At 69.3% G+C, this 18,629-nt stretch carries 15 protein-coding genes; 10 read left to right on the forward strand and 5 right to left on the reverse strand.

Going from position 1 to position 18,629, the window contains the following annotated elements; all coding sequences use genetic code 11:
• Positions 1–67: 67 nt before the first annotated feature.
• The 7 genes from TY25_RS19370 (at position 68) to TY25_RS19400 (ending at position 8,597) form a co-directional block, all read left to right on the forward strand.
• Positions 68–913, forward strand: a complete 846-nt coding sequence (locus TY25_RS19370; RefSeq protein ID WP_042258189.1) for a DMT family transporter — start codon at positions 68–70, stop codon at positions 911–913.
• Positions 914–1,037: 124 nt separating this feature from the next.
• Positions 1,038–2,474: a GuaB1 family IMP dehydrogenase-related protein gene (locus tag TY25_RS19375; protein WP_042258191.1), complete on the forward strand. Its 1,437-nt coding sequence runs from the start codon at positions 1,038–1,040 to the stop codon at positions 2,472–2,474.
• A gap of 294 nt (positions 2,475–2,768) precedes the next feature.
• Positions 2,769–4,211, forward strand: coding sequence for a hemolysin family protein (locus TY25_RS19380; RefSeq protein ID WP_042258363.1), 1,443 nt, complete (start codon positions 2,769–2,771; stop codon positions 4,209–4,211).
• Positions 4,204–5,268 (forward strand): hemolysin family protein, encoded by a 1,065-nt coding sequence (locus TY25_RS19385; RefSeq protein WP_042258192.1) that lies wholly within the window; start codon positions 4,204–4,206, stop codon positions 5,266–5,268. The genes TY25_RS19380 and TY25_RS19385 overlap by 8 nt, the downstream gene beginning before the upstream one ends.
• Positions 5,269–5,299: 31 nt before the next feature.
• Entirely contained in the window at positions 5,300–6,187 is an 888-nt protein-coding gene (locus TY25_RS19390) for a 3-methyladenine DNA glycosylase (RefSeq protein WP_226887360.1), read from the forward strand.
• 173 nt (positions 6,188–6,360) lie between these two features.
• Positions 6,361–7,935 carry an LVIVD repeat-containing protein gene (locus tag TY25_RS19395; protein ID WP_042258193.1) on the forward strand — a complete coding sequence of 525 codons (1,575 nt, stop codon included), beginning with the start codon at positions 6,361–6,363 and terminating at the stop codon, positions 7,933–7,935.
• Positions 7,936–7,937: 2 nt separating this feature from the next.
• Positions 7,938–8,597, forward strand: coding sequence for a DUF305 domain-containing protein (locus TY25_RS19400; protein WP_042258194.1), 660 nt, complete (start codon positions 7,938–7,940; stop codon positions 8,595–8,597).
• Positions 8,598–8,710: 113 nt separating this feature from the next.
• On the opposite strand, the gene TY25_RS19405 is transcribed toward TY25_RS19400, so the two are convergent.
• Complete coding sequence (locus TY25_RS19405; RefSeq protein WP_042258195.1) at positions 8,711–9,469, reverse strand: NAD(P)H-dependent oxidoreductase; 759 nt, start codon at positions 9,467–9,469, stop codon at positions 8,711–8,713.
• Between the two features lie 150 nt (positions 9,470–9,619).
• Between TY25_RS19405 and TY25_RS19410 the strand changes: the two genes are divergently transcribed.
• Positions 9,620–10,354, forward strand: coding sequence for a PaaI family thioesterase (locus tag TY25_RS19410; protein WP_042258196.1), 735 nt, complete (start codon positions 9,620–9,622; stop codon positions 10,352–10,354).
• An 8-nt stretch (positions 10,355–10,362) separates the two neighbouring features.
• Here TY25_RS19410 and TY25_RS19415 read toward each other — a convergent pair whose 3' ends face one another.
• The 3 genes from TY25_RS19415 to sigJ form a co-directional block, all read right to left on the reverse strand.
• Complete coding sequence (locus tag TY25_RS19415; RefSeq protein ID WP_226887361.1) at positions 10,363–11,415, reverse strand: chitinase; 1,053 nt, start codon at positions 11,413–11,415, stop codon at positions 10,363–10,365.
• 387 nt (positions 11,416–11,802) lie between these two features.
• Positions 11,803–13,893, reverse strand: a complete 2,091-nt coding sequence (locus tag TY25_RS19420; protein WP_201773682.1) for a phosphocholine-specific phospholipase C — start codon at positions 13,891–13,893, stop codon at positions 11,803–11,805.
• A gap of 75 nt (positions 13,894–13,968) precedes the next feature.
• Positions 13,969–14,856: an RNA polymerase sigma factor SigJ gene (gene sigJ, locus TY25_RS19425; RefSeq protein WP_042258200.1), complete on the reverse strand. Its 888-nt coding sequence runs from the start codon at positions 14,854–14,856 to the stop codon at positions 13,969–13,971.
• Positions 14,857–14,962: 106 nt separating this feature from the next.
• Here sigJ and TY25_RS19430 point away from each other — a divergent pair, with 106 nt between their 5' ends.
• Positions 14,963–15,541 (forward strand): NADPH-dependent FMN reductase, encoded by a 579-nt coding sequence (locus TY25_RS19430; RefSeq protein WP_042258201.1) that lies wholly within the window; start codon positions 14,963–14,965, stop codon positions 15,539–15,541.
• 10 nt (positions 15,542–15,551) lie between these two features.
• Entirely contained in the window at positions 15,552–16,043 is a 492-nt protein-coding gene (locus TY25_RS19435; protein ID WP_042258202.1) for a nuclear transport factor 2 family protein, read from the forward strand.
• Between the two features lie 129 nt (positions 16,044–16,172).
• Here the strand turns inward: TY25_RS19435 and hrpB are convergent, their stop codons facing one another.
• Positions 16,173–18,614, reverse strand: a complete 2,442-nt coding sequence (gene hrpB / locus TY25_RS19440) for an ATP-dependent helicase HrpB (RefSeq protein WP_172595837.1) — start codon at positions 18,612–18,614, stop codon at positions 16,173–16,175.
• Positions 18,615–18,629: the final 15 nt, after the last annotated feature.

The raw sequence follows: 18,629 nt of genomic DNA on the forward strand, positions 1-18,629 counted from the left end.
CACGGCGACGCGCCGTGCGCCCGGAGCGTGCGCCGAGCACCCGCAACCGCGGGGCAAACTAGCGGCCGTGACCGGCCATCCGGTGGGCGCCGTCGCCTGCGCACTGCTCGCCGCGCTGTTCTTCGCCGTGGCGGCGGTGGCACAGCAGCGGGCGGCCGCGGCGGTGCCCGACGAGGTGCCGCTCGTCCGGGCGCTGTTGCGCAATCCGCGGTGGTGGGCCGGTGTGGTCGGCGATATCGGCGGCTACGCGATGCAGGTGGCCGCGCTCGCACTGGGCGCGGTTCTGCTCGTGCAACCGATCCTGGTGAGCGCCTTGGTGTTCGCGCTACCGCTGGCCGCGCGGCTGAACGAACGCCGAATCTCGGCCCGCACCTGGGCGATCGCGCTCGCGCTGGCGGCCGCGCTGGTCGCCTTCCTGGTCGTCGGCAACCCGTCCGAGGGGAATATCAGTGCGCCGCTGCGTGATTGGCTGATCCCGCTGATCGCCCTGGTGACCTCGGCCGGTATCGCCGTCGCGGTGGGCCTCCGCTCAGCCGATACCGGCCGGCGCGCACTGCTGCTCGGCGCAGCGAGTGGTTCGCTCTACGGCTTGGCCGCCGCGCTCACCTCATACGTCACGGATCTTTTCGCACACGGCCCGCTCGACGTGCTGACCAGCTGGCAGGCCTGGGCGCTGGTCGCCGCCGGAATCGCCGGGGTCTATTTACAGCAGAAGGCATTCCAGGCCGGTTCGCTCGCGGCGTCACTGCCCGCGGTCACCATCGCCGAGCCGCTCGCGGCGGCCTTCGTCGGCGTCACCGTGCTCGACGAACGCTTCCGCACCAACGGTTTCGGGTTGCTGGTCACCGCGCTGGCCGTGCTCGTCATGTGCGCCGCCACGATCAGTCTGTCGCGCTCGCAGGCCGCGGCCTGACTCAGGCACAGCTCGCGCCGTCCGGGCGCCCCGCGACACGCCCGAGCCGCGGGCTGTGAGGTTCGTCTCCGCCGAATGCCGGCGGATTGCGCACCACCGCCCGGACTTGGTTATCATCGGTTAAGTGCAGTTTCTCCCTGGCCATCAGCCGCCGTATGACCTGACCTACGACGACATCTTCCTCGTCCCCAATCGGACGGATGTCGCCTCCAGGTTCGATGTCGACCTCTCCACCGTCGACGGCACCGGCACCACCATTCCCATCGTCGTGGCCAATATGACCGCGGTCGCGGGACGCCGCATGGCCGAGACCGTCGCCCGTCGCGGCGGCATCGTCGTGTTGCCGCAGGATCTGCCGATCAGCGCGGCCGCCGACACCATCGCCTTCGTCAAGAGCCGCTCGCTCACCGCCGACACCCCGGTCACCCTCGACCCGGAACGCTCGGTGTCCGAGGCCGTCGCCCTGATGCACAAGCGCGCCCACGGCGCCGTCGTCGTGGTCGACGCGGGCCGCCCGGTCGGCGTCGTCACCGAGGCCTCGTGCACCGATGTCGACCGCTTCGCCCGGCTGCGCGACGTCGCGATCACCGATTTCGTCCAGGCCCCGGTCAGCACCTCGCCGCGCGACATCTTCGAACTGCTCGAGGCCGAGCACGCCCAGCTCGCGGTGCTCACCGCCGCGGACGGCACCCTGGCCGGCGTGATGACCCGCACCGGTTCGGTGCGCGCCGGGATCTACCAGCCCGCCGTCGACGACCGCAACCAGCTGCGCGTCGCCGCCGCGGTCGGCATCAACGGCGACGTGGTCGCCAAGGCCAAGGCCCTCGTCGACGCCGGCGCCGACGTGCTGGTCATGGACACCGCGCACGGCCACCAGGCCAAAATGCTCGAATCTCTCAGCGCCGTGCGCGATCTCGCCCTCGGCGTGCCGCTCGTGGCGGGCAACGTGGTCTCCGCGCAGGGCACCCGCGACCTGGCCGCCGCGGGCGCCGACATCATCAAGGTCGGGGTCGGCCCCGGCGCCATGTGCACCACCCGCATGATGACCGGCGTCGGTCGCCCGCAGTTCTCCGCGGTGGCCGAATGTGCTGCCGCCGCAAAGGAACTCGGCGTGCACATCTGGGCCGACGGTGGCGTGCGGCATCCGCGTGACGTCGCCCTCGCGCTGGCCGCGGGCGCGTCCAACGTGATGATCGGCTCCTGGTTCGCCGGCACCTACGAGTCCCCGGGCGACCTGCGCGTCGACCGCGACGGCAACGCGTACAAGGAAAGCTTCGGCATGGCCTCCAAGCGCGCCGTCGCCGCGCGTACCGCCTCCGACAGCGGCTTCGACCGGGCCCGCAAGGCCCTGTTCGAGGAGGGCATCTCCAGCTCGCGCATGCGGCTTGACCCCGAACGCCCTGGCGTCGAGGATCTCATCGACCACATCTGCTCCGGTGTGCGCAGCGCGTGCACCTACGCGGGCGCGCGCAGTCTCGCGGAACTGCACGACAAGGCGGTGCTCGGTGTGCAGTCGGCCGCCGGGTTCGCCGAGGGCCGGCCGCTGCCCAGCGGTTGGTGAACACCATTCCCTGAGACACCCGCCCGGTACGGCGTCCGACACGCCCGTGCCGGGACACCCACCGGCCCACGCGTTCCACGACGTGGGCCGGTAACATGGGGGTTGCCGGCCTCCGGCAGCACATCACCGGCTTCGCGAAAGGATCCAGTTGTCACCCGCGTCCAAGGGCGCAGCACAGGAGGGCTCCTCTACCGAGCCGGGTGACAAACCCGGCGTCCTCCTACTCCCCCGCGTCCTCCGAGTTCGAGCTCCATTCCCGATCGGCGGGTCTCCGGCCATCAGGTGGTGCCGACGATGACCGTCGCGCTCACCGTGCTCAGCTTGCTCGGATTCATCGCTCTCACGGCAGGCACCGCGCTTTTCGTCGCCGCCGAATTCTCCCTCACCGCCCTGGAACGCAGCACCGTCGAAGCGCACGCGCGCGAGGGTGACGTGCGGGCCCGCATGGTCCGCCAAGCGCATCGCACGCTCTCGTTCCAGCTGTCCGGCGCCCAGCTCGGCATCACGATCACCACGCTGATCACCGGTTATATCGCCGAACCCGTGCTCGCCCGGCTGCTCGATCCGCTGTTCACCGGCCTCGGGCTCAGCGACGGCGCCGCCCGCGGCCTCTCCCTCGCGCTGGCGCTCGTGCTGGCCACCTCGCTGTCGATGATCTACGGCGAGCTGGTGCCCAAGAACATCGCCATCTCCAAACCGCTGGCCACCGCGCGCGTCACCGCCGCGCCGATGGTCGCGTTCTCGGTGGTGTTCAAATGGCTGATCCACTTCCTCAACAACACCGCCAACTGGGTGGTGCGCCGCTTCGGCGTCGAACCCGCCGAGGAATTGCGTTCCGCGCGTTCGCCGCAGGAGCTCGGTTCGCTGGTCCGCACGTCCGCGTTGCGCGGCGCGCTGGACTCACGCACCGCGCAGGTGATCGACCGGTCGCTGCAATTCGGTGAGCGCAGCGCGGAGGAACTGATGACGCCGCGGGTGAAGATCGAATCGCTGGACAAGCTCGACACCATCGCCGATCTCATCGAGGCCGCCGGCCGCACCGGCTACTCGCGGTTCCCGGTGATCGACGGCGATCTGGACAACACGCTCGGCGTGGTGCACGTCAAACAGGCGTTCACCCATCCGGCAGCGGTCCGGCGGACCGTCCCGCTGCAGATGCTGGCCCATCCCGTGCCGATCGTGCCCGCGAGCCTGGACGGCGACGAGGTGCTCGAACGCATCCGCGCCGACGGCATGCAGGTCGCGCTGGTCGTCGACGAGTACGGCGGCACCGCGGGCATCGTCACCATGGAGGACATCATCGAGGAGATCCTCGGCGACGTCCGCGACGAGCACGACGAGGAAGAACTCGACGTGCGCCGCGTCTCCGACGGCTGGGACTGCTCGGGCCTGCTGCGCATCGACGAGGTGTCCCGGGCCACCGGATACGACGCGCCCGAGGGCGAATACGAAACGCTCGGCGGCCTGGTGCTCACCCGTCTCGGCCGCATCCCGGAGCCGGGCGACGAGGTGCTTTTGCCCAATCCCCGTTCCCAGCAATGGTCTTCGGAGGATTCCCCGGCTTCCGGTGGCTGGATCGCCCGGGTGGAACGCATGGACGGCCGCCGCATCGACCGGGTCCGGTTGATCCCGGTCGCCCCGGAGGAACTGGCGCTGCGGCGCTTCCAGCACGAGGAGACCGCGCCGGCCGAGTCCGGCACGGCGGCCGATCGCGAACAGGAGCACAGTCATGGGTGACCTGTTCGGTGTGCTGCTCACCGTGGTGCTGCTCGCCAGCAACGCCTTCTTCGTCGCCGCCGAATTCGCCTTGATCTCGGCCCGCCGGGACCGGCTCGAAGCACTGGCCGCGCAAGGAAAACGCAACGCCGACACCGTGATTCGAGCAGGCGAGAACCTGTCGATGATGCTCGCCGCGGCACAGCTCGGCATCACCATCTGCTCCATCCTGCTCGGCCGGGTCGGCGAGCCCGCGGTGGCGCATCTGCTGGAGGGTCCGTTCGAGTTCCTCGGCCTGCCCGAACAGCTGCTGCACCCGGTGGCTTTCGCGATCGCGCTCGCCATCGTGGTGATCCTGCACATCCTGTTCGGCGAGATGATTCCGAAGAACATCGCGCTGGCGGGCCCGGAACGCAGTGCGCTGCTGCTGGTTCCGGTGCACCTGATGTGGTTGCGCCTGGCGCGTCCGCTCATCGCGGTCTACAACCTGGCCGCGAACCTGACGCTGCGCATGGTCCGGATCGAGCCCAAGGACGAGCTGGAGGCTACCGTCTCTTCCGTCGAACTCGCCGAGATGATCGGCGAATCCCGCTCGGAGGGCCTGCTCGACGAGGAGGAGCACCGCCGGCTCACCCAGGCGCTCGGCACCAGCGACCGCGTGGTCACCGATGTGATGGTGTCGCTGGCGACCACCCGCACGGTGCCGTTGCGGGGCAGCGGAACCACGCTCGGCGATATCGAATCCGCCGTCGCCGAAACGGGTTTCTCCCGTTATCCGGTCCAGGCGAGCGACGGTTCGCTGGTCGGCTACCTGCACGTCAAGGACGTGCTGGACAAGGTCGCCGACGAGACTGCGGGACCGGAGACGCCGATCCCCCGCACCGATATCCGGCCGTTGCCGACCCTCAGCATGCACACGCCGCTGTACGAGGCGCTGGCCCGGTTGCGGCGCACCAACAGTCACCTGGGGCGCGTCGTGGACACCCGCGGCAACACCACCGGCATCGTGGCATTGGAGGATCTGGTGGAGGAGTTCGTCGGCACGGTCCGCGACGGGACACACCGGATCATCGAATGAGTTCGCGCTACGGCATTTTCGGGGTTCGGCGATGAGCACAGGTGCGACGACGGTGCTCGCCGAGCACGAGTGGCGCGCAGCGGCGGCCGCGCACCTCGGCCGCCTCGATGCGCTCGTCGGCCCGTATCTCGAACGGCGCGCGTCGGGTTCGACGCATCCGGTGATCGATTTCCTGTTCACCTACTACGGGCACAAACCCGCACAGTTGCGACGCTGGCATCCCGGCTTCGGCGTCGCGCTGGCGGGTGCCCGCGAGTACGACGGCGCCCGCGGCTACCACCGGGTCGGCGCGGCGCACACCGCCGACCCCGGTTACCTCACGCGCCGCCGCGACACCCTCGAATTCGTCGCGAAGTTGTTGCGCGCCACCGCGGCTCGCCCCGCGCAGCTGTCCTGCTTCGGGCTGCACGAGTGGGCGATGGTGTATCGCACCGACGACATCCGGCACCAGCAGGTGCCGCTGCGGCTCGGCCGCGCGGGCACCGACGCCGTCGTCGAGTCGATGTCGTTGCGCTGCACCCATTTCGACGCGTTCCGCTTCTTCACCCCGGCGGCGGTGGGACGCAACGCCGAACCGCTCACCCGCGCCGATCAGCTGCACCGGGAGCAGCCCGGCTGCCTGCACGCGAACATGGACCTCTACAAGTGGAGTTTCAAACTGGCTCCGCTGGTCTCGTCCCGGCTGCTGCTGGACTGCTTCGAGCTGGCCTGCGCCGCGCGCGAACTCGACATGCGAGCCAGCCCCTACGATCTGTCCGAGTACGGCTACACCCCGGTGCGCATCGAGACGCCCACCGGGCGCGCGGAGTACGCCAGGGCCCAGTCGGCGCTGGCCGACCGTTCGGCCGAGTTACGCGGCATTCTGCTCGACGTCTGCGACGCGCTGCTGACCCAGGAATCGCAGCTCACCAGCAGTTGAACGCCCGTACCAGATCCCCACGCTCCGGGACGGCACGCCGCGCGCACTGCCAATTTCCGCGAAACCCTTCCCATAAGTTAACGGTAGTTACTACCATTCAGTCAGTTCGGTCGGCTGTCCCAGTCAGTTCGGGCGACCATGTATCAACTTGCTGAAGGTTGGGGAGTTCGACGATGCGCTCACTGACACGCCTGCGCGGCACCAAACCGCTGGTGCTGGTCATGGTCGGTCTCGCGGCCGCACTGATGGTGCCGAGCAGTGCGTCCGCCGATCTGCAGTCCGATATCCAGACCGCCGTGCAGGAGTTCCTCGACGTCGGCCGCACCGCGGTCCCGCGCGCCGACTGCGGAGCGGGCTCGGCCCCGGAGAACGGCATGCAGGGCGACGTGACCGCCGCCGACCGGGACAGCGGACGAAGCACGCAGGGCTACCGCTGCAACATGTCGTTCGTCGGCGGCTTCGCCGGCCGCGGCGCGGGCATCACCTCGACCAGCTTCGAGCACTGCGCCTACATGGGCTCGTTCTTCCCCGGCGACCTGATCAGCGAGGGGCGCGGCGTCCAGGTGCTCGACGTGTCCGACCCGGCGCACCCACGCCCGACCGTCACCCTCACCGAACCCGCCATGCTCGCGGGCACCTGGGAGAGCCTGAAGGTCAACACCGCACGAAAGCTGCTGGTGGGCACCGGCGTTCCGGTGGGCACCGGCGTCGGCTACCTCTCGGTCTACGATATCTCCGACTGCGCGCATCCGCGCCTGCTCAACCCGGGCCCCGGCACGAATATGCTGATGCCGCTGCCGATCACCACACACGAGGGCGGCTTCTCCCCCGACGGCAACACCTATTGGGCCTCGGGCATCGTCCCCGGTTTCGTCAGCGCGGTCGACCTCACCGATCCGGCGAATCCGCGCGTCGTCTGGCAGGGGCTCACCGGTATCGAAGCGCACGGTTTCGGGATCAGCGCCGACGGTAACCGGATGTATCTGTCCGCGCTCGGCGGCTTCACCGTGCTCGATATCAGCGCGGTGCAGCGCCGCGACCCGAACCCGCAGGTGCAGCACATCGGCCGGGTGTTCTGGACCGACGGCTGGGCCACCCAGCACAGCATTCCGGTGACCTATGGCGGCAAGCCGTATCTGTACACCGTCGACGAAGGCGGTTCCGGCGGTGTGAAACTCATCGATATCGCCGACGACACCGCGCCCAAGGTCGCCGCGAAGATCAAGCTGGAGATCAACCTGCCGCAAAATATCGACGCCAATATCGGGTCGTCCATGGGCGGTTCGGCGTTCGCCTACGAATCGCACTACTGCACCGCCGATCGCCGCGACGATCCGACGGCGCTGGCGTGCGGGTGGATCTCCTCGGGCATCAGGGTTTTCGATATCCGGAATCCGCGCGACATCCGCGAGATCGCCTACTACAACCCGCCCGCCCGCACCGGGCAGAACCTCAGCCTGTGGAACTCGCCGCACGCGCTGGCATCGATCATCGGTGTGCCGCTGATGAGTACCCCGCCGGCCCTGCGCGCCGTGCTGGAGGGCCAGTTCAATCCGCTCGACGCGCTCACCCCGCGCACCGGCAGGCTCGCCTTCGGCGACGTGTCCACCGACTGGTGCCTCTCGCCGCCGGAATGGCGTGGCTCGCAACTGTATGTGACCTGCTCCGACAACGGGTTCATGGTGTTGCAGCTCGACAACGACGTGTATTCGCCGCCGGCGGACCAAGAGTCGATCGTCGGGTCCTAGCCGTGCCACGCTGGATCCGGGGTGCAGCGTTCGTCTCCGCCGCCTTCGCCCTGCTCGTGCTCGGTGCCGCGTTGCGGCCCCTCGTGCTGCCGGAGAAGCACACGGCGACAACGATTCTCAGCACGGTCGAGATCGGCTTCGTCCAGGACATGACCGCCCACCACCAGCAGGCGCTGATCATGGTGCAGCGGCTCGATCCCGCCGTCGATCCGACCGTCCTGCGCCTGGCCCAACAGCTCGACAGCACCCAGCGACTCGAGATCGGCACCATGCTGGGCTGGCTGCGGCTGGCGAACGCCGCACCCATGTCGGCCCGTCCGATGGCGTGGATGCACGCGGACGAGACTGCTGCGCAGCACCATTCGCTGCCGGTCGCACAGACCGAACCGAAAACGCCGCCCGCCGCCGGGATGCCGGGTATGGCGACCACCACCGAATTGGACGCGCTCGCCACGGCGCGCGGGCGCGACGCCGAAATCCTGTTCCTGCAGTTGATGTATCGCCATCACCGCGGCGGCATCGCGATGGCGCAGGCGGCCGACCAGTTGCTCACCGGCGGCCCGGTGAAGGAAACCGCGCGCTCGATGATCCACGGCCAGGCGCAGGAGACAGGACTGATGGGGATGCTGCTCGCCGAGCGCGGAGCCGCTCCCCTGCCCTGAGCGGTGCATCAAGGCACGGGCCGCGAGTCAGGCCGCGGCGCGAGTCCGGTCACGGCGCAAGTCCGGTCGCACCCGCAAGTCAGGCCGCGGCTCAGGCCCGGTCGCAGCACAGTTCAGCGCGCAATGTGCAGCTCGAATCCGCTGGCGCCGTTCGGCTCCCGCCCCGGCTCGAGCCGCAGCCTGTGGTCGTAGTCCCCGCCGCCCTGCGGCCGGAACCCGATCGGCTCGATCTTCGGCAACTCCGTCATGCGGGCACGCAGATCCGCGGCGACGGCGTCGAAACGCTGCGAATCGAGCCGGATAGTGCCGTGCACCAGGAACGGCGGCAGCACGTCCATCCCCGGGTAGTAGAGAATGCCGTGCTGGATCGGGAACAGCAGATCCTCGACGGGGCCGTTGATACCGCGATCGGAATACGACGGCTCTTTGCCGCCGATCGACACCACGAGCATCGCGCGGCGTCCCGCGAGCACGCCCGCGCCATAACGCGGCAGCGCCGTGCCACCGGCCCCGTAGGCGAACCCGCAGGTGAAGACCCGGTCCACCCATCCCTTCAGGATCGCGGGCATGCTGAACCACCACAGCGGAAAGTGCAGCAGAACGGCATCGGCCCAGAGCAGTTTCTGCTGCTCGGCCTGGATATCGGCACGCAATGTGCCTTCGTGATACGCCGCACCCGAGGCGAGCATGAAATTGGTTTCGGACACCGCGCCGAAATCCTCGGTGTCGGCGTGCGCTTTCCAGCCCATCGCATACAGATCGCTGATCCGGACCTCGTGCCCGTCCGCCCGTAACTGGTCGACTGCTATGTCTTTCAACGCACCCGTCAGTGAGTCCGGCTTCGGGTGCGCGTACACGACAAGTACGTTCATTCCTGCTTTCGTCACGTTCCGTGGCAACACGCGGGCATCCGGGGTAATTCCGGCGCAGCACGGCGTCGCAGCTCACGACGGGTACGCGAGGCGAATCGACGCGCCGCCGGTATCGTTTACCCGGCAGCACGACGGAGGGGTGCAGATCGCATGATTCGAACGGACACGATCGTCGTGCCGGAGCACGTGCACGGGTATCCCGGCGTCGCGTTCGGCGGATATGTCGCCGGTCTGCTCGCGGCACAGTCGGGCGCGCCCGCGGTGCGGGTCGATTTCCGCCGCCGCGTTCCGGTCGAGACGCCGGTGACCATGCGGCGCAACGACTCCGACGGATTGGTCTTGACCGATCTCGAGGGCCTGCCCCTCGTCGAAGCCGTGCCCGCTGCCCTGACACTCACCGCGCCGCCCGCACCGGCCTGGCACGAGGCGCTCGCCGTCACCGAGTCCTCCGCGCCGCTGCGGCACGAATCCGACTGCTACGGCTGCGGTTCGCTGTGCGGGCCGGGGCAGGGCCTGCGCCTGTTCCCGTGGCCGGAACGCGAGCGCAACCGCGTCGTCGCCGCCTGGACACCGGACGAAAGTCTCGCCGCCGACACCGGTGACCTACCGACCGAACAGGTTTGGGCCGCCCTGGACTGCCCCGGCGGGTGGGTGGCGATGGCGCTGCACACGCTGCGCCACGGCACCGTCACCGCCGCGCTCACCGCCACCCAGCTCGCGCCGGTGCGCGCGGGCGAGGACTACGTTTCCTACGCCTGGCCGATCGCCGAGGCGGGCCGCAAATCCACCGTGGGCGTAGCTCTGGCCACCCGCGACGGCGCCGTGTGCGCCCTCGCCGAAGCCTTGTGGATCCATCCGAAACCCGCACCCGGCCATCGTGATTGACGTTCGGCTCAGCGCCCCTGCAGCGATTTCACGTTGTCACCGAAGGTCCAGCCGCGCGAACCGTCCCAGTTGATGGACCACGTCATCAAGCCCTTCAAGCTGTTCGCCGCACCGGTGCCGTAGTGCTTCCACGCCTGGGCCACCAGGCTCGGTGACATGTAACCGCCACCGGCGCCGGGCTGCGCGGGCAGGCCGGGGACCTGCTTGTCGTAGGGCACGGTGATCGTGGTGCCCTGGATATTCAAACCCTTTGCCAAGCAATCGGTTTGCGCGGTGAAGCCCTGCACGGTCCCGGCCTGGTACGAGTCGCCGGCACAGCCGTACATGCTGCCGTTGTAGTACTGCATGTTCAACCACCACAGGCGGCCGTTGTCCGCGTACTTCTTGATGATCGGCAGGTAGGCGCCCCAGATGGAGCCGTAGGTGACGCTGCCACCGGTGACGTAGGCGGTCTCGGGCGCCATGGTCAAGCCGAAACCGGCCGGCATCTGCGCGAGTACGCCGTCGATGATCCGGATCAGGTTGGACTGCGAGGCGGACAGGGTCTTGATGTTGCCCGAGCCGGTGAGTCCGGTCTCCAGGTCGATGTCGATGCCGTCGAAGTTGTACTGCTTCAGGATCGGCACGATGGTCGCGACGAAACGGTCGGCGACCGCGCTCGAACTCAGATCGATACCCGCCGCCGCGCCACCGATCGACATCAGGATGGTCGCCCCCGCCGCCTTGGCCTGGCACATCTCGGCCGGGGTCGCGACCTTCACGGTCCGATCCATGCCGTCCTCCCAGCGGGCGGTACCGTTCGATTCGATCACCGGGAACGCCGCGTTGATCACGTTGTGGCCGTGCGCCGCGATGCGCGGATCGGTGATCGGGATCCACCCCATCCCCGGGTGCACCCCGTTCGACGCGCCGTCCCAGTTCTCCCAATACCCTTGCAGCACTTTGCCGGTCGGCTTCGGCTTGGTCGCACACGTGTCCGCCGCGGGGCCCGCGTGCGCGGCCGGCCCGACCCCCACCGCCAGCGCACCCACCACCCCCACCACAGCCAGCAAACTCCGCACCACTACCGACCGACGCCCCCCACCTGAGCCATTTGTCCATTTCATAACCAAGTAGAACCACACCTACGTGATCGAACTCGACCACCGACAACTGGGGACGCAACCCGCCCCACCTCGACCAGCCCCAGCCCCACCGATGGGGAGATCGACCGCACCCGAAACCACAGCAACACCGCACATCTTTCACGGCGACACTCCGGCGCGAAAACGCCGCCCAACCCGCTCCCGGTTACCAATTGGAACCCTCCGGTCAGCACCGTCTGGAACCTGCCCGATTTCCCCGCACTTTCCATAGCCGTTCCACAAGGATGTCTTCGCGGACTGATCTGCGGCGCGCCGCACCGAGGCCCGCTTGGTCCAACGGGCGTGGTCGGGCCTCGGTGGTAGTCAGTCGACCTCGACGGCAGGGGGTTCGATCCGGCCGGTCAGCCGGCGACTGAAGGTTGGGTCTTCGGCGCATGTGACGGTGAGGTCGTACCAACCGTCGGCGGTCGGCCAATCGACGGATTTCGTAGTGCCGGGCAGCAGGATCACTTCGTGCCGGGTCGTTGTGAAGCGGCGGGACGAGAGAGTCAATGTGACCTCGTCTCCCCCACCGTTGGCCACGTCGATCGACAAGGTACCGCGGCGGATCAGCTGGCGGACAACGCTATCGGCAGCCGCACCCGAGGTGTCCCCACGCAGTTCGTGCCAGAAACGGTTCGGCCCTTGTACGGCGATATCGTATTCACCTGCGACGGTGAAGATTTCGGTGGCCTCGTGCGCGACATCGAGGTGGACCGGGAAGCTGGGCTCGCCCGCGTAGCTGTAGAGGGTGAAATGCGCGGGTCGCGCACCATTGTTGCGCAGGGTCACCGCCAGCCGGGTGGGCGAACGCAGCACGGCCGACACTGTCGGCTGATAGGGCAACGCCCGCGCCGGTCGGCGGCCGGGCTCCTGTTCCGGAACCGTTTGCGCGGGTGGCGGATTCGGCATCCACCGGGTAACGGGCGCGGGCACCGGTCCGGGACGGTGCAGCGTCGGCGGGCTGCCGGGGTTCGTGAAGTCGAAGGCCGAGGTCAGGTCGCCGCAGGCGGTGCGCCGCCACTCGCTGATATTCGGTTCCGCGACGCCGGTCCAGGTTTCCAGGAAACGCAGCACCGAGGTGTGGTCGAACACCTCGGAGTCGACGAAACCACCGATGGTCCAAGGCGAGACCACCACCATCGGCACCCGCGGTCCCAGCCCGATCGCCTGTCCCGCATACCAGTCGTCGCCCTCGCCGTCCGCGGGTCGCGGCGGCACGGGCGGCGGCACGTGGTCGAAGAAGCCGTCGTTCTCGTCGAAGTTGATGAACAGCGCTGTCTTCGACCAGGTTCCGGGGTCCGAGGCGAGGATGTCGAGCAGTTCGTAGATCAGGTTCGCGCTGCCCACCGGGGTCGAACCGGACGGATGTTCGCTCAGCGCCTGGGGCGGCACCAGCCACGTCACCGCGGGCAGGGTGCCCGCCGCAACATCGGCGCGGAAGCGTGACAGCAACGTTCCCGGCGCGCTGCGGTACATGGCACGGTCGAACAGGCTGCGCTGCCGCGCCGTCAGTCCGCCGAGTGCCGCGTCGAGCTGACCGAGCAGCCGCTGCCGGTCGGCTTCGGGCAGGGTCAGCAGCGCGGTGTACAGCTGTTCGGTGGTCCGGTATCCCCCGTCGACTTCGGCCAGCAGTCGGGTGCCGATGCGTTTGAACGGCAGGAAGTATTCGACCGGGTTGTCGGTGAAGTTGTCCCACTCCTGATAGATCTGCCAGGACACGCCCGCCGCTTCCAGCCGCTCGGGATACGTAGTCCACGCATAGCCGGGATGATCGATCTCGTAGGCATCGTTGGCGACGGCCCGTTTCCGGGTGCCGGGCTCGAATCCGGTGGTGCCGGTGAAGAAGTAGTTCCGGTTCGGGTTGGTCCCGCCGAACAGGGAGCAGTGGTAGGCGTCGCAGATGGTGAACGTCTCGGCCAGCTCGTACTGCAGCGGAATGTCGCGGCGCTCGTAATAGGTCATCGTGGCGGGCGTCTTGGCCGGAATCCAGCCGTCGTACCACCCCTGCGCCCACGCCGCAGTACTGCCGTACCACTCGTGGTTCAGGGCGTCGAGATACTGGATGTCGCTGTCCGGGCGACCGGCCCTGGCCGCCGCGGCGCGCAGCGAGAACGGCAGCACCTCCGCGGCCGGTGCGGGGAGCGGTCCGGGCGGCGCCGGCTGCGGTTGATGGAACACCGAACGCCCGGTGCGCAGCCGCAACGGGGATTCGTCACCGAATCCGCGCACTCCGCGCAGCGTCCCGTAGTAGTGGTCGAACGAGCGGTTCTCCTGCATCAACAGCACCACGTGCTCGATTTCCGCGAGCCCGCCGCGTCGCATGGGCGCGGCCATGGCGCGGTGCAGCGAGGGCGGCAGCAGCGACGCCGCCGCAGCCGTCGCCAGGGAGCCGAACAGGTGTCGACGGGACATCGGGACCATCTCGGGGATGCTAGTGACCGCGGTTTGCCGGAGCATGAACAGAGCAAACGCTACCGCGACGACGGGTCACTCGGTCCAGGGCCGCAGCTTGTCCGGATTTCGGATCACCCAGATCCGCGTGATCCGCCGATCCGCGATGTCGAAGGCGTACACCGAGACGATGGTGCCGGCGACGAGCGCCACCAGCCCGGGCTGACCGTTCACCGTGCGTTCGATCAGCGTCACCTCGGGCGCCCGGGCGGCGATCTCGAGCCACGCGGCGGCGATCCGCGCACCGCCGCTGATCGGCTGCCGGAAGGCCGGGGCCAAGCCGCCGCTGTCGGCGGTCGCGATCGCCTGCGGGTCCAGCAGGCCGATCAACGCCTCGATATCGCTGGTCTCCCAGGCCTTTTTGAAATCCTTCACGACCTCGGCACGTTCGGTGAGGGTGACGTCGCGGGAGGTGCGGATCCGGCGCCGCGCGGAGGACGCCAGCTGCCGGCAGGCCGCCGGGGTGCGCCCGACCACGTCGGCGACCTCGGCGAAGGAGTAGCGGAACACGTCGTGCAGCACGAACGCCACCCGCTCGGCCGGTGTCATGGATTCCAGGACCACGAGAAACGCCATGCTGATCGACTCGTCCAGGGTGATCCGGTCGGCGGGATCCGCGGGCATCGGCCCGCCGAGCCATTCGGCGCGTCCCGGCACCGGCTCCGGAATCCATTCGCCCACATACCGTTCCCGCCGAGCGCGGGCCGAACCGAGCAGATCCAGGCAGATGCGCCCGGCGACGGTGGTCAGCCAGGCACCCGGCTCGGCCACGGCCGCGCGTTGCGCGTCGGACATCGCGTACCAGCGCGCGTACGCCTCCTGCACCACGTCCTCGGCCTCGGCCAGCGAGCCGAGCAGCCGGTAGGCCAGGTTGATCAGCTGACGACGTTCGCTGAACACCGGCCGCGGTTGCGGGTCGGTCATGGTGGTCGGCTCCTTCGGTCGATACGTTCCTTACCCAGACTGACGAAACAGCGAGCCGGTATGTGAGCCGGCCTGACATTTCGCCCAGGTGCGTCGTCGGTAGGGCATGACAATCAGAATCGGCATCATCCTCGGCAGCACCCGCCCGAACCGGAACGGCCCGCAGGTCGCGCAATGGGTGCTGGACACGGCGGCGGGTCGCGCCGACGCCGAGTTCGACCTCATCGACCTGCGCGCGCACCCACTGCCCCACCTCGACGAGCCGGTGGCGCCCATGTTCGGTCCGTCGGTGCACGCGCACACCCGCGCCTGGGCCGAGCGGATCGCCCCGTTCGACGGCTTCGTCATCGTGACGCCCGAGTACAACCACGGCGCACCGGGTGTGCTGAAGAACGCCATCGACCACCTGTTCGCGCAGTGGGCCGACAAGGCGGTCGGCTTCGTTTCGTACGGGGCCGGGGGCGGTGTGCTCGCGGTGGAGCAGTTGCGTCAGGTGTGCAGTGCCCTCGGCATGGCCGACGTGAGCCCGCAGGTCACCATCTCGGTGCTCACCGATTTCGAGAACTACACCGCTTTCCGCCCCACCGAGCGGCACGCCGTCGCCCTGGACAAACTGCTCGAGAAGGTCGTCGCGTGGAGCACCGCGCTCGCCCCGCTCCGCCAGTCCACGCTCGTCACCTCCTGAGGAGTCGAACATGCTGATACCGAACGACTTCCGCGTACTCGCCGACCGCATCGAAATCGCGGCGCTCGGTGCCGAGTTCAGCGACGCCGTGATGATGCGCGACCCGGATCGCCTGCTCACCCTGTTCACCGACGACGCTGTGCTCCGCATCCCGGACGCGGAGATCGAACTCACCGGTCGCGCCGAGTTGCAGCACGCGCTGCCGCGCATGCAGGGCGCCTGGGAGTACTTCATCCAGCACACCCATGCCGGGGTCATCGAGCTCGACGGCGACACCGCCGTCGGCCGTGCCCACATCCTCGAACTCGGCCGCTTGAAAAGCGGCAGTTCGCATTCCAACTACGCGATCTACCACGACCGCTACCGCCGCACGCCGGACGGGTGGAAGTTCACCGAAAGGGTCTACGAGATCCGCTATCTCGACAACTCGCCGCTGCCGGGTGCGCCGCCCGGCGACCACGGGTTGGGCGTCGACGTCTCTGCGGCGCGCCTGCAGGGTTGAGCGGGCTGCGGCACTCTACCGCTGGCCGCGTTCGCCTCCCGGCGCGGCCGGTCGGGTCCCGGTGCGCACCGCCGCGACCCGGGTGAGCCGCCGATTCGCCTGCCGAAACAGCAAGCACCCCAACAGCACTCAGTTGCGGCCCGCGTTGCGCGCGGTCCCGCGATGGGCGGGCACGGTGGTGGGGTCTTCCGGCCAAGCGTGTTTGGGATAGCGACCGCGCAAGTCCGCGCGCACCTGTAACCAACCGGCTTGCCAGAACGAGGCCAGGTCCGCGGTGACCGCCACCGGTCGCTGTGCCGGAGAGAGCAGGTGCAGGACGATCGGGACGCGGCCGCCGGCCAGGCGCGGCGCGTCCGCCCAACCGAAAACCTCCTGCACCTTGACCGCGAGCACGGGCGGGTCGGCCGAGTAGTCGAGGCGGGGACGACTACCCGACGGGACCGTCAGCCGTTCCGGTGCCAATTCGTCCAGCTGGGCGGCCTCCGGCCAAGGCAGTAGCCGGCGCAGTGCCGTTGCGGCATCGATGCGGGCGAGGTCCGCGCGATTGCGGGCGGCGGCGAGTTCCGGGCCGAGCCAGAGTTCGGTGTCGGCGAGCAACGATGCGTCGTCGACCGCGGGCCACGGCGCGCCGAGGGTGCGATGCAGGAAGTCGAGGCGGTGCCGCAGCGAGACGGCCTCGGCATGCCAGCGCAGCACCTCGAGGCCGCTCTCGCGCAAGCCGCGACGCACTGCGGCACCGAGCAATTCACGGTCCGGATCGCGAATCGGCCGCTCCGACAGCACGATCGCCCCCAGGCGTTCGACCCGACGGGCCACCACATCGCCGTCCACCCAGTCGACCTCGTCCACGGTGCTCAGCAGGCTCGCCGCCGCGCGGCGCGCCAGCTGTTCGTCGGCAACGGCCGCCAGCCGGACCTGCCCGTCGGAACGCCCCGGATCGCGCGTCGCCACCCCGACCGCCAACCACTCCGCCTCGCCCAACCCGGAACCCGGCGGCAATGTGACCGCGGTGCCACCGGCCATGAGGTAGCTGGCCGAGCCCTGCGCACGTCGCCGCGCGAGCCGTTCCGGATAGGCCAGTGCCACCACGAAAGCCGGATCGTCGCGACCGTCCGTCGTAGCCACCGCGCGGGCCAGCCGAGCCACTTCACGCTGCCAGCGACCGGGCCGCTCGCGGCGCAGCGTGCGCAGACCGGCCACGAGATCGACACCGGACAGCAGGGTGTCGTCGTCGAGCACGGTCACCACCTCCGCCGCCGCCCGCGCGCCCACCTCGGTCGCACCGTCGAGCAACGCGCGCGCCAATCGGGGATGCAGACCGATCCCGGCGATGCGCCGCCCACGGTCGGTGACCGTACCGTCGTCGTGCACAGCACCCAACGCGCGCAACACTTCCCGGCCCGCCGCCAGCCCACCGGGCGGTGGTACGTCCCACCAGGCCAGGCCGTGGCCGTCGGCCGTGCCCCAGCACGCCAATTCCAACGCCAGCCGCGTGAGATCCGCCGTCCGGATCTCCGGCTCCGGATACGCGGGCAGGGTGGCGTGCTCGTTTTCCGGCCAGCACCGCCACACGTGACCGGGGGCCTCGCGCCCGGCGCGGCCCGCGCGCTGTTCGGCGACCGCCGCCGAAACCCGAACTGTCGCAAGCCCGGACAGTCCGCGCCCCCGATCGATGCGGGGCACCCGTGCCAGTCCCGAATCCACCACGGCCCGGACGCCGGGCACCGTCAGACTCGATTCCGCCACGGCCGTGGCCAGCACTACCCGCCGCCGAACGCCGGGGCGCAGCGCCGTATCCTGACCCGCCGCGGAGAGCCTGCCGTGCAACGGGACGACATCCACCTCGCTCAGCTCGGCGAGAAGCGCTGTCGTCCGGCGGATCTCGGCGGCACCGGGTAGAAACACCAGGACATCGCCATCGGTGCCGGCGAGCGCGGCCCGGGTCGCCCGCGCGACCTGAGCTTCGATCCGCTCCCGGGGCAACTGCGGCAGATACGTCGTCCGCACCGGGTACGTCCGCCCCTCGACCTGCACCACCGGCGCACCGCGGTCGGCGTCGAGCAGTACCGAAAGTCGTTCGGCCGCAACGGTTGCCGAGGTAGCGAGCACTCGCAGGTCCGGTCGCAGGCCCGCCCGGGCGTCGAGCAGCAAGGCCAGCAGCAGATCCGCGTCGAGGTGCCGCTCGTGACATTCGTCTAGCATCACGACATCGACGCCGGTCAATTCGGGGTCGCCTTGCAACCGTCGCACCAGCAGTCCGGAGGTGACCACCTCGATCCGGGTACCCGGCCCGACGCGCCGGTCTCCGCGCACCGAGTACCCGACGGTCTCCCCCACCGACTCGCCGAGCAACGCCGCCATCCGGGCCGCCGCGGCCCGCGCGGCCAGCCGCCGCGGCTCGGCCACCAGCACCCGCCCGGTGTTCGCCCCCGCCAAAGCCAGCGGCACCAGGGTCGTCTTGCCCGTCCCCGGCGGCGCGACCAGCACAGCGGTCGCCCGCTCGGCCAACGTCTCGACGAGACCATCGAGTGCGGGGCGGACCGGCAGTTCAGGCAGTTCGGGCAGTTTCATCGGCAACCAGTCTGC

The organism is Nocardia brasiliensis NBRC 14402 (assembly GCF_000308475.2).
In the GTDB taxonomy this organism is placed as follows: domain Bacteria; phylum Actinomycetota; class Actinomycetes; order Mycobacteriales; family Mycobacteriaceae; genus Nocardia; species Nocardia brasiliensis.

Bases quoted from the DNA above. Each gene is read 5' to 3' on its own strand.
- TY25_RS19430 (WP_042258201.1), top strand. From the start codon at position 14,963: ATGACAATCAGAATCGGCATCATCCTCGGCAGCACCCGCCCGAACCGG.
- hrpB (WP_172595837.1), bottom strand. From the start codon at position 18,614: ATGAAACTGCCCGAACTGCCTGAACTGCCGGTCCGCCCCGCACTCGAT.
- TY25_RS19380 (WP_042258363.1), top strand. From the start codon at position 2,769: ATGACCGTCGCGCTCACCGTGCTCAGCTTGCTCGGATTCATCGCTCTC.
- TY25_RS19385 (WP_042258192.1), top strand. From the start codon at position 4,204: ATGGGTGACCTGTTCGGTGTGCTGCTCACCGTGGTGCTGCTCGCCAGC.
- TY25_RS19435 (WP_042258202.1), top strand. From the start codon at position 15,552: ATGCTGATACCGAACGACTTCCGCGTACTCGCCGACCGCATCGAAATC.
- sigJ (WP_042258200.1), bottom strand. From the start codon at position 14,856: ATGACCGACCCGCAACCGCGGCCGGTGTTCAGCGAACGTCGTCAGCTG.
- TY25_RS19420 (WP_201773682.1), bottom strand. From the start codon at position 13,893: ATGTCCCGTCGACACCTGTTCGGCTCCCTGGCGACGGCTGCGGCGGCG.
- TY25_RS19410 (WP_042258196.1), top strand. From the start codon at position 9,620: ATGATTCGAACGGACACGATCGTCGTGCCGGAGCACGTGCACGGGTAT.
- TY25_RS19395 (WP_042258193.1), top strand. From the start codon at position 6,361: ATGCGCTCACTGACACGCCTGCGCGGCACCAAACCGCTGGTGCTGGTC.
- TY25_RS19390 (WP_226887360.1), top strand. From the start codon at position 5,300: ATGAGCACAGGTGCGACGACGGTGCTCGCCGAGCACGAGTGGCGCGCA.
- TY25_RS19405 (WP_042258195.1), bottom strand. From the start codon at position 9,469: ATGAACGTACTTGTCGTGTACGCGCACCCGAAGCCGGACTCACTGACG.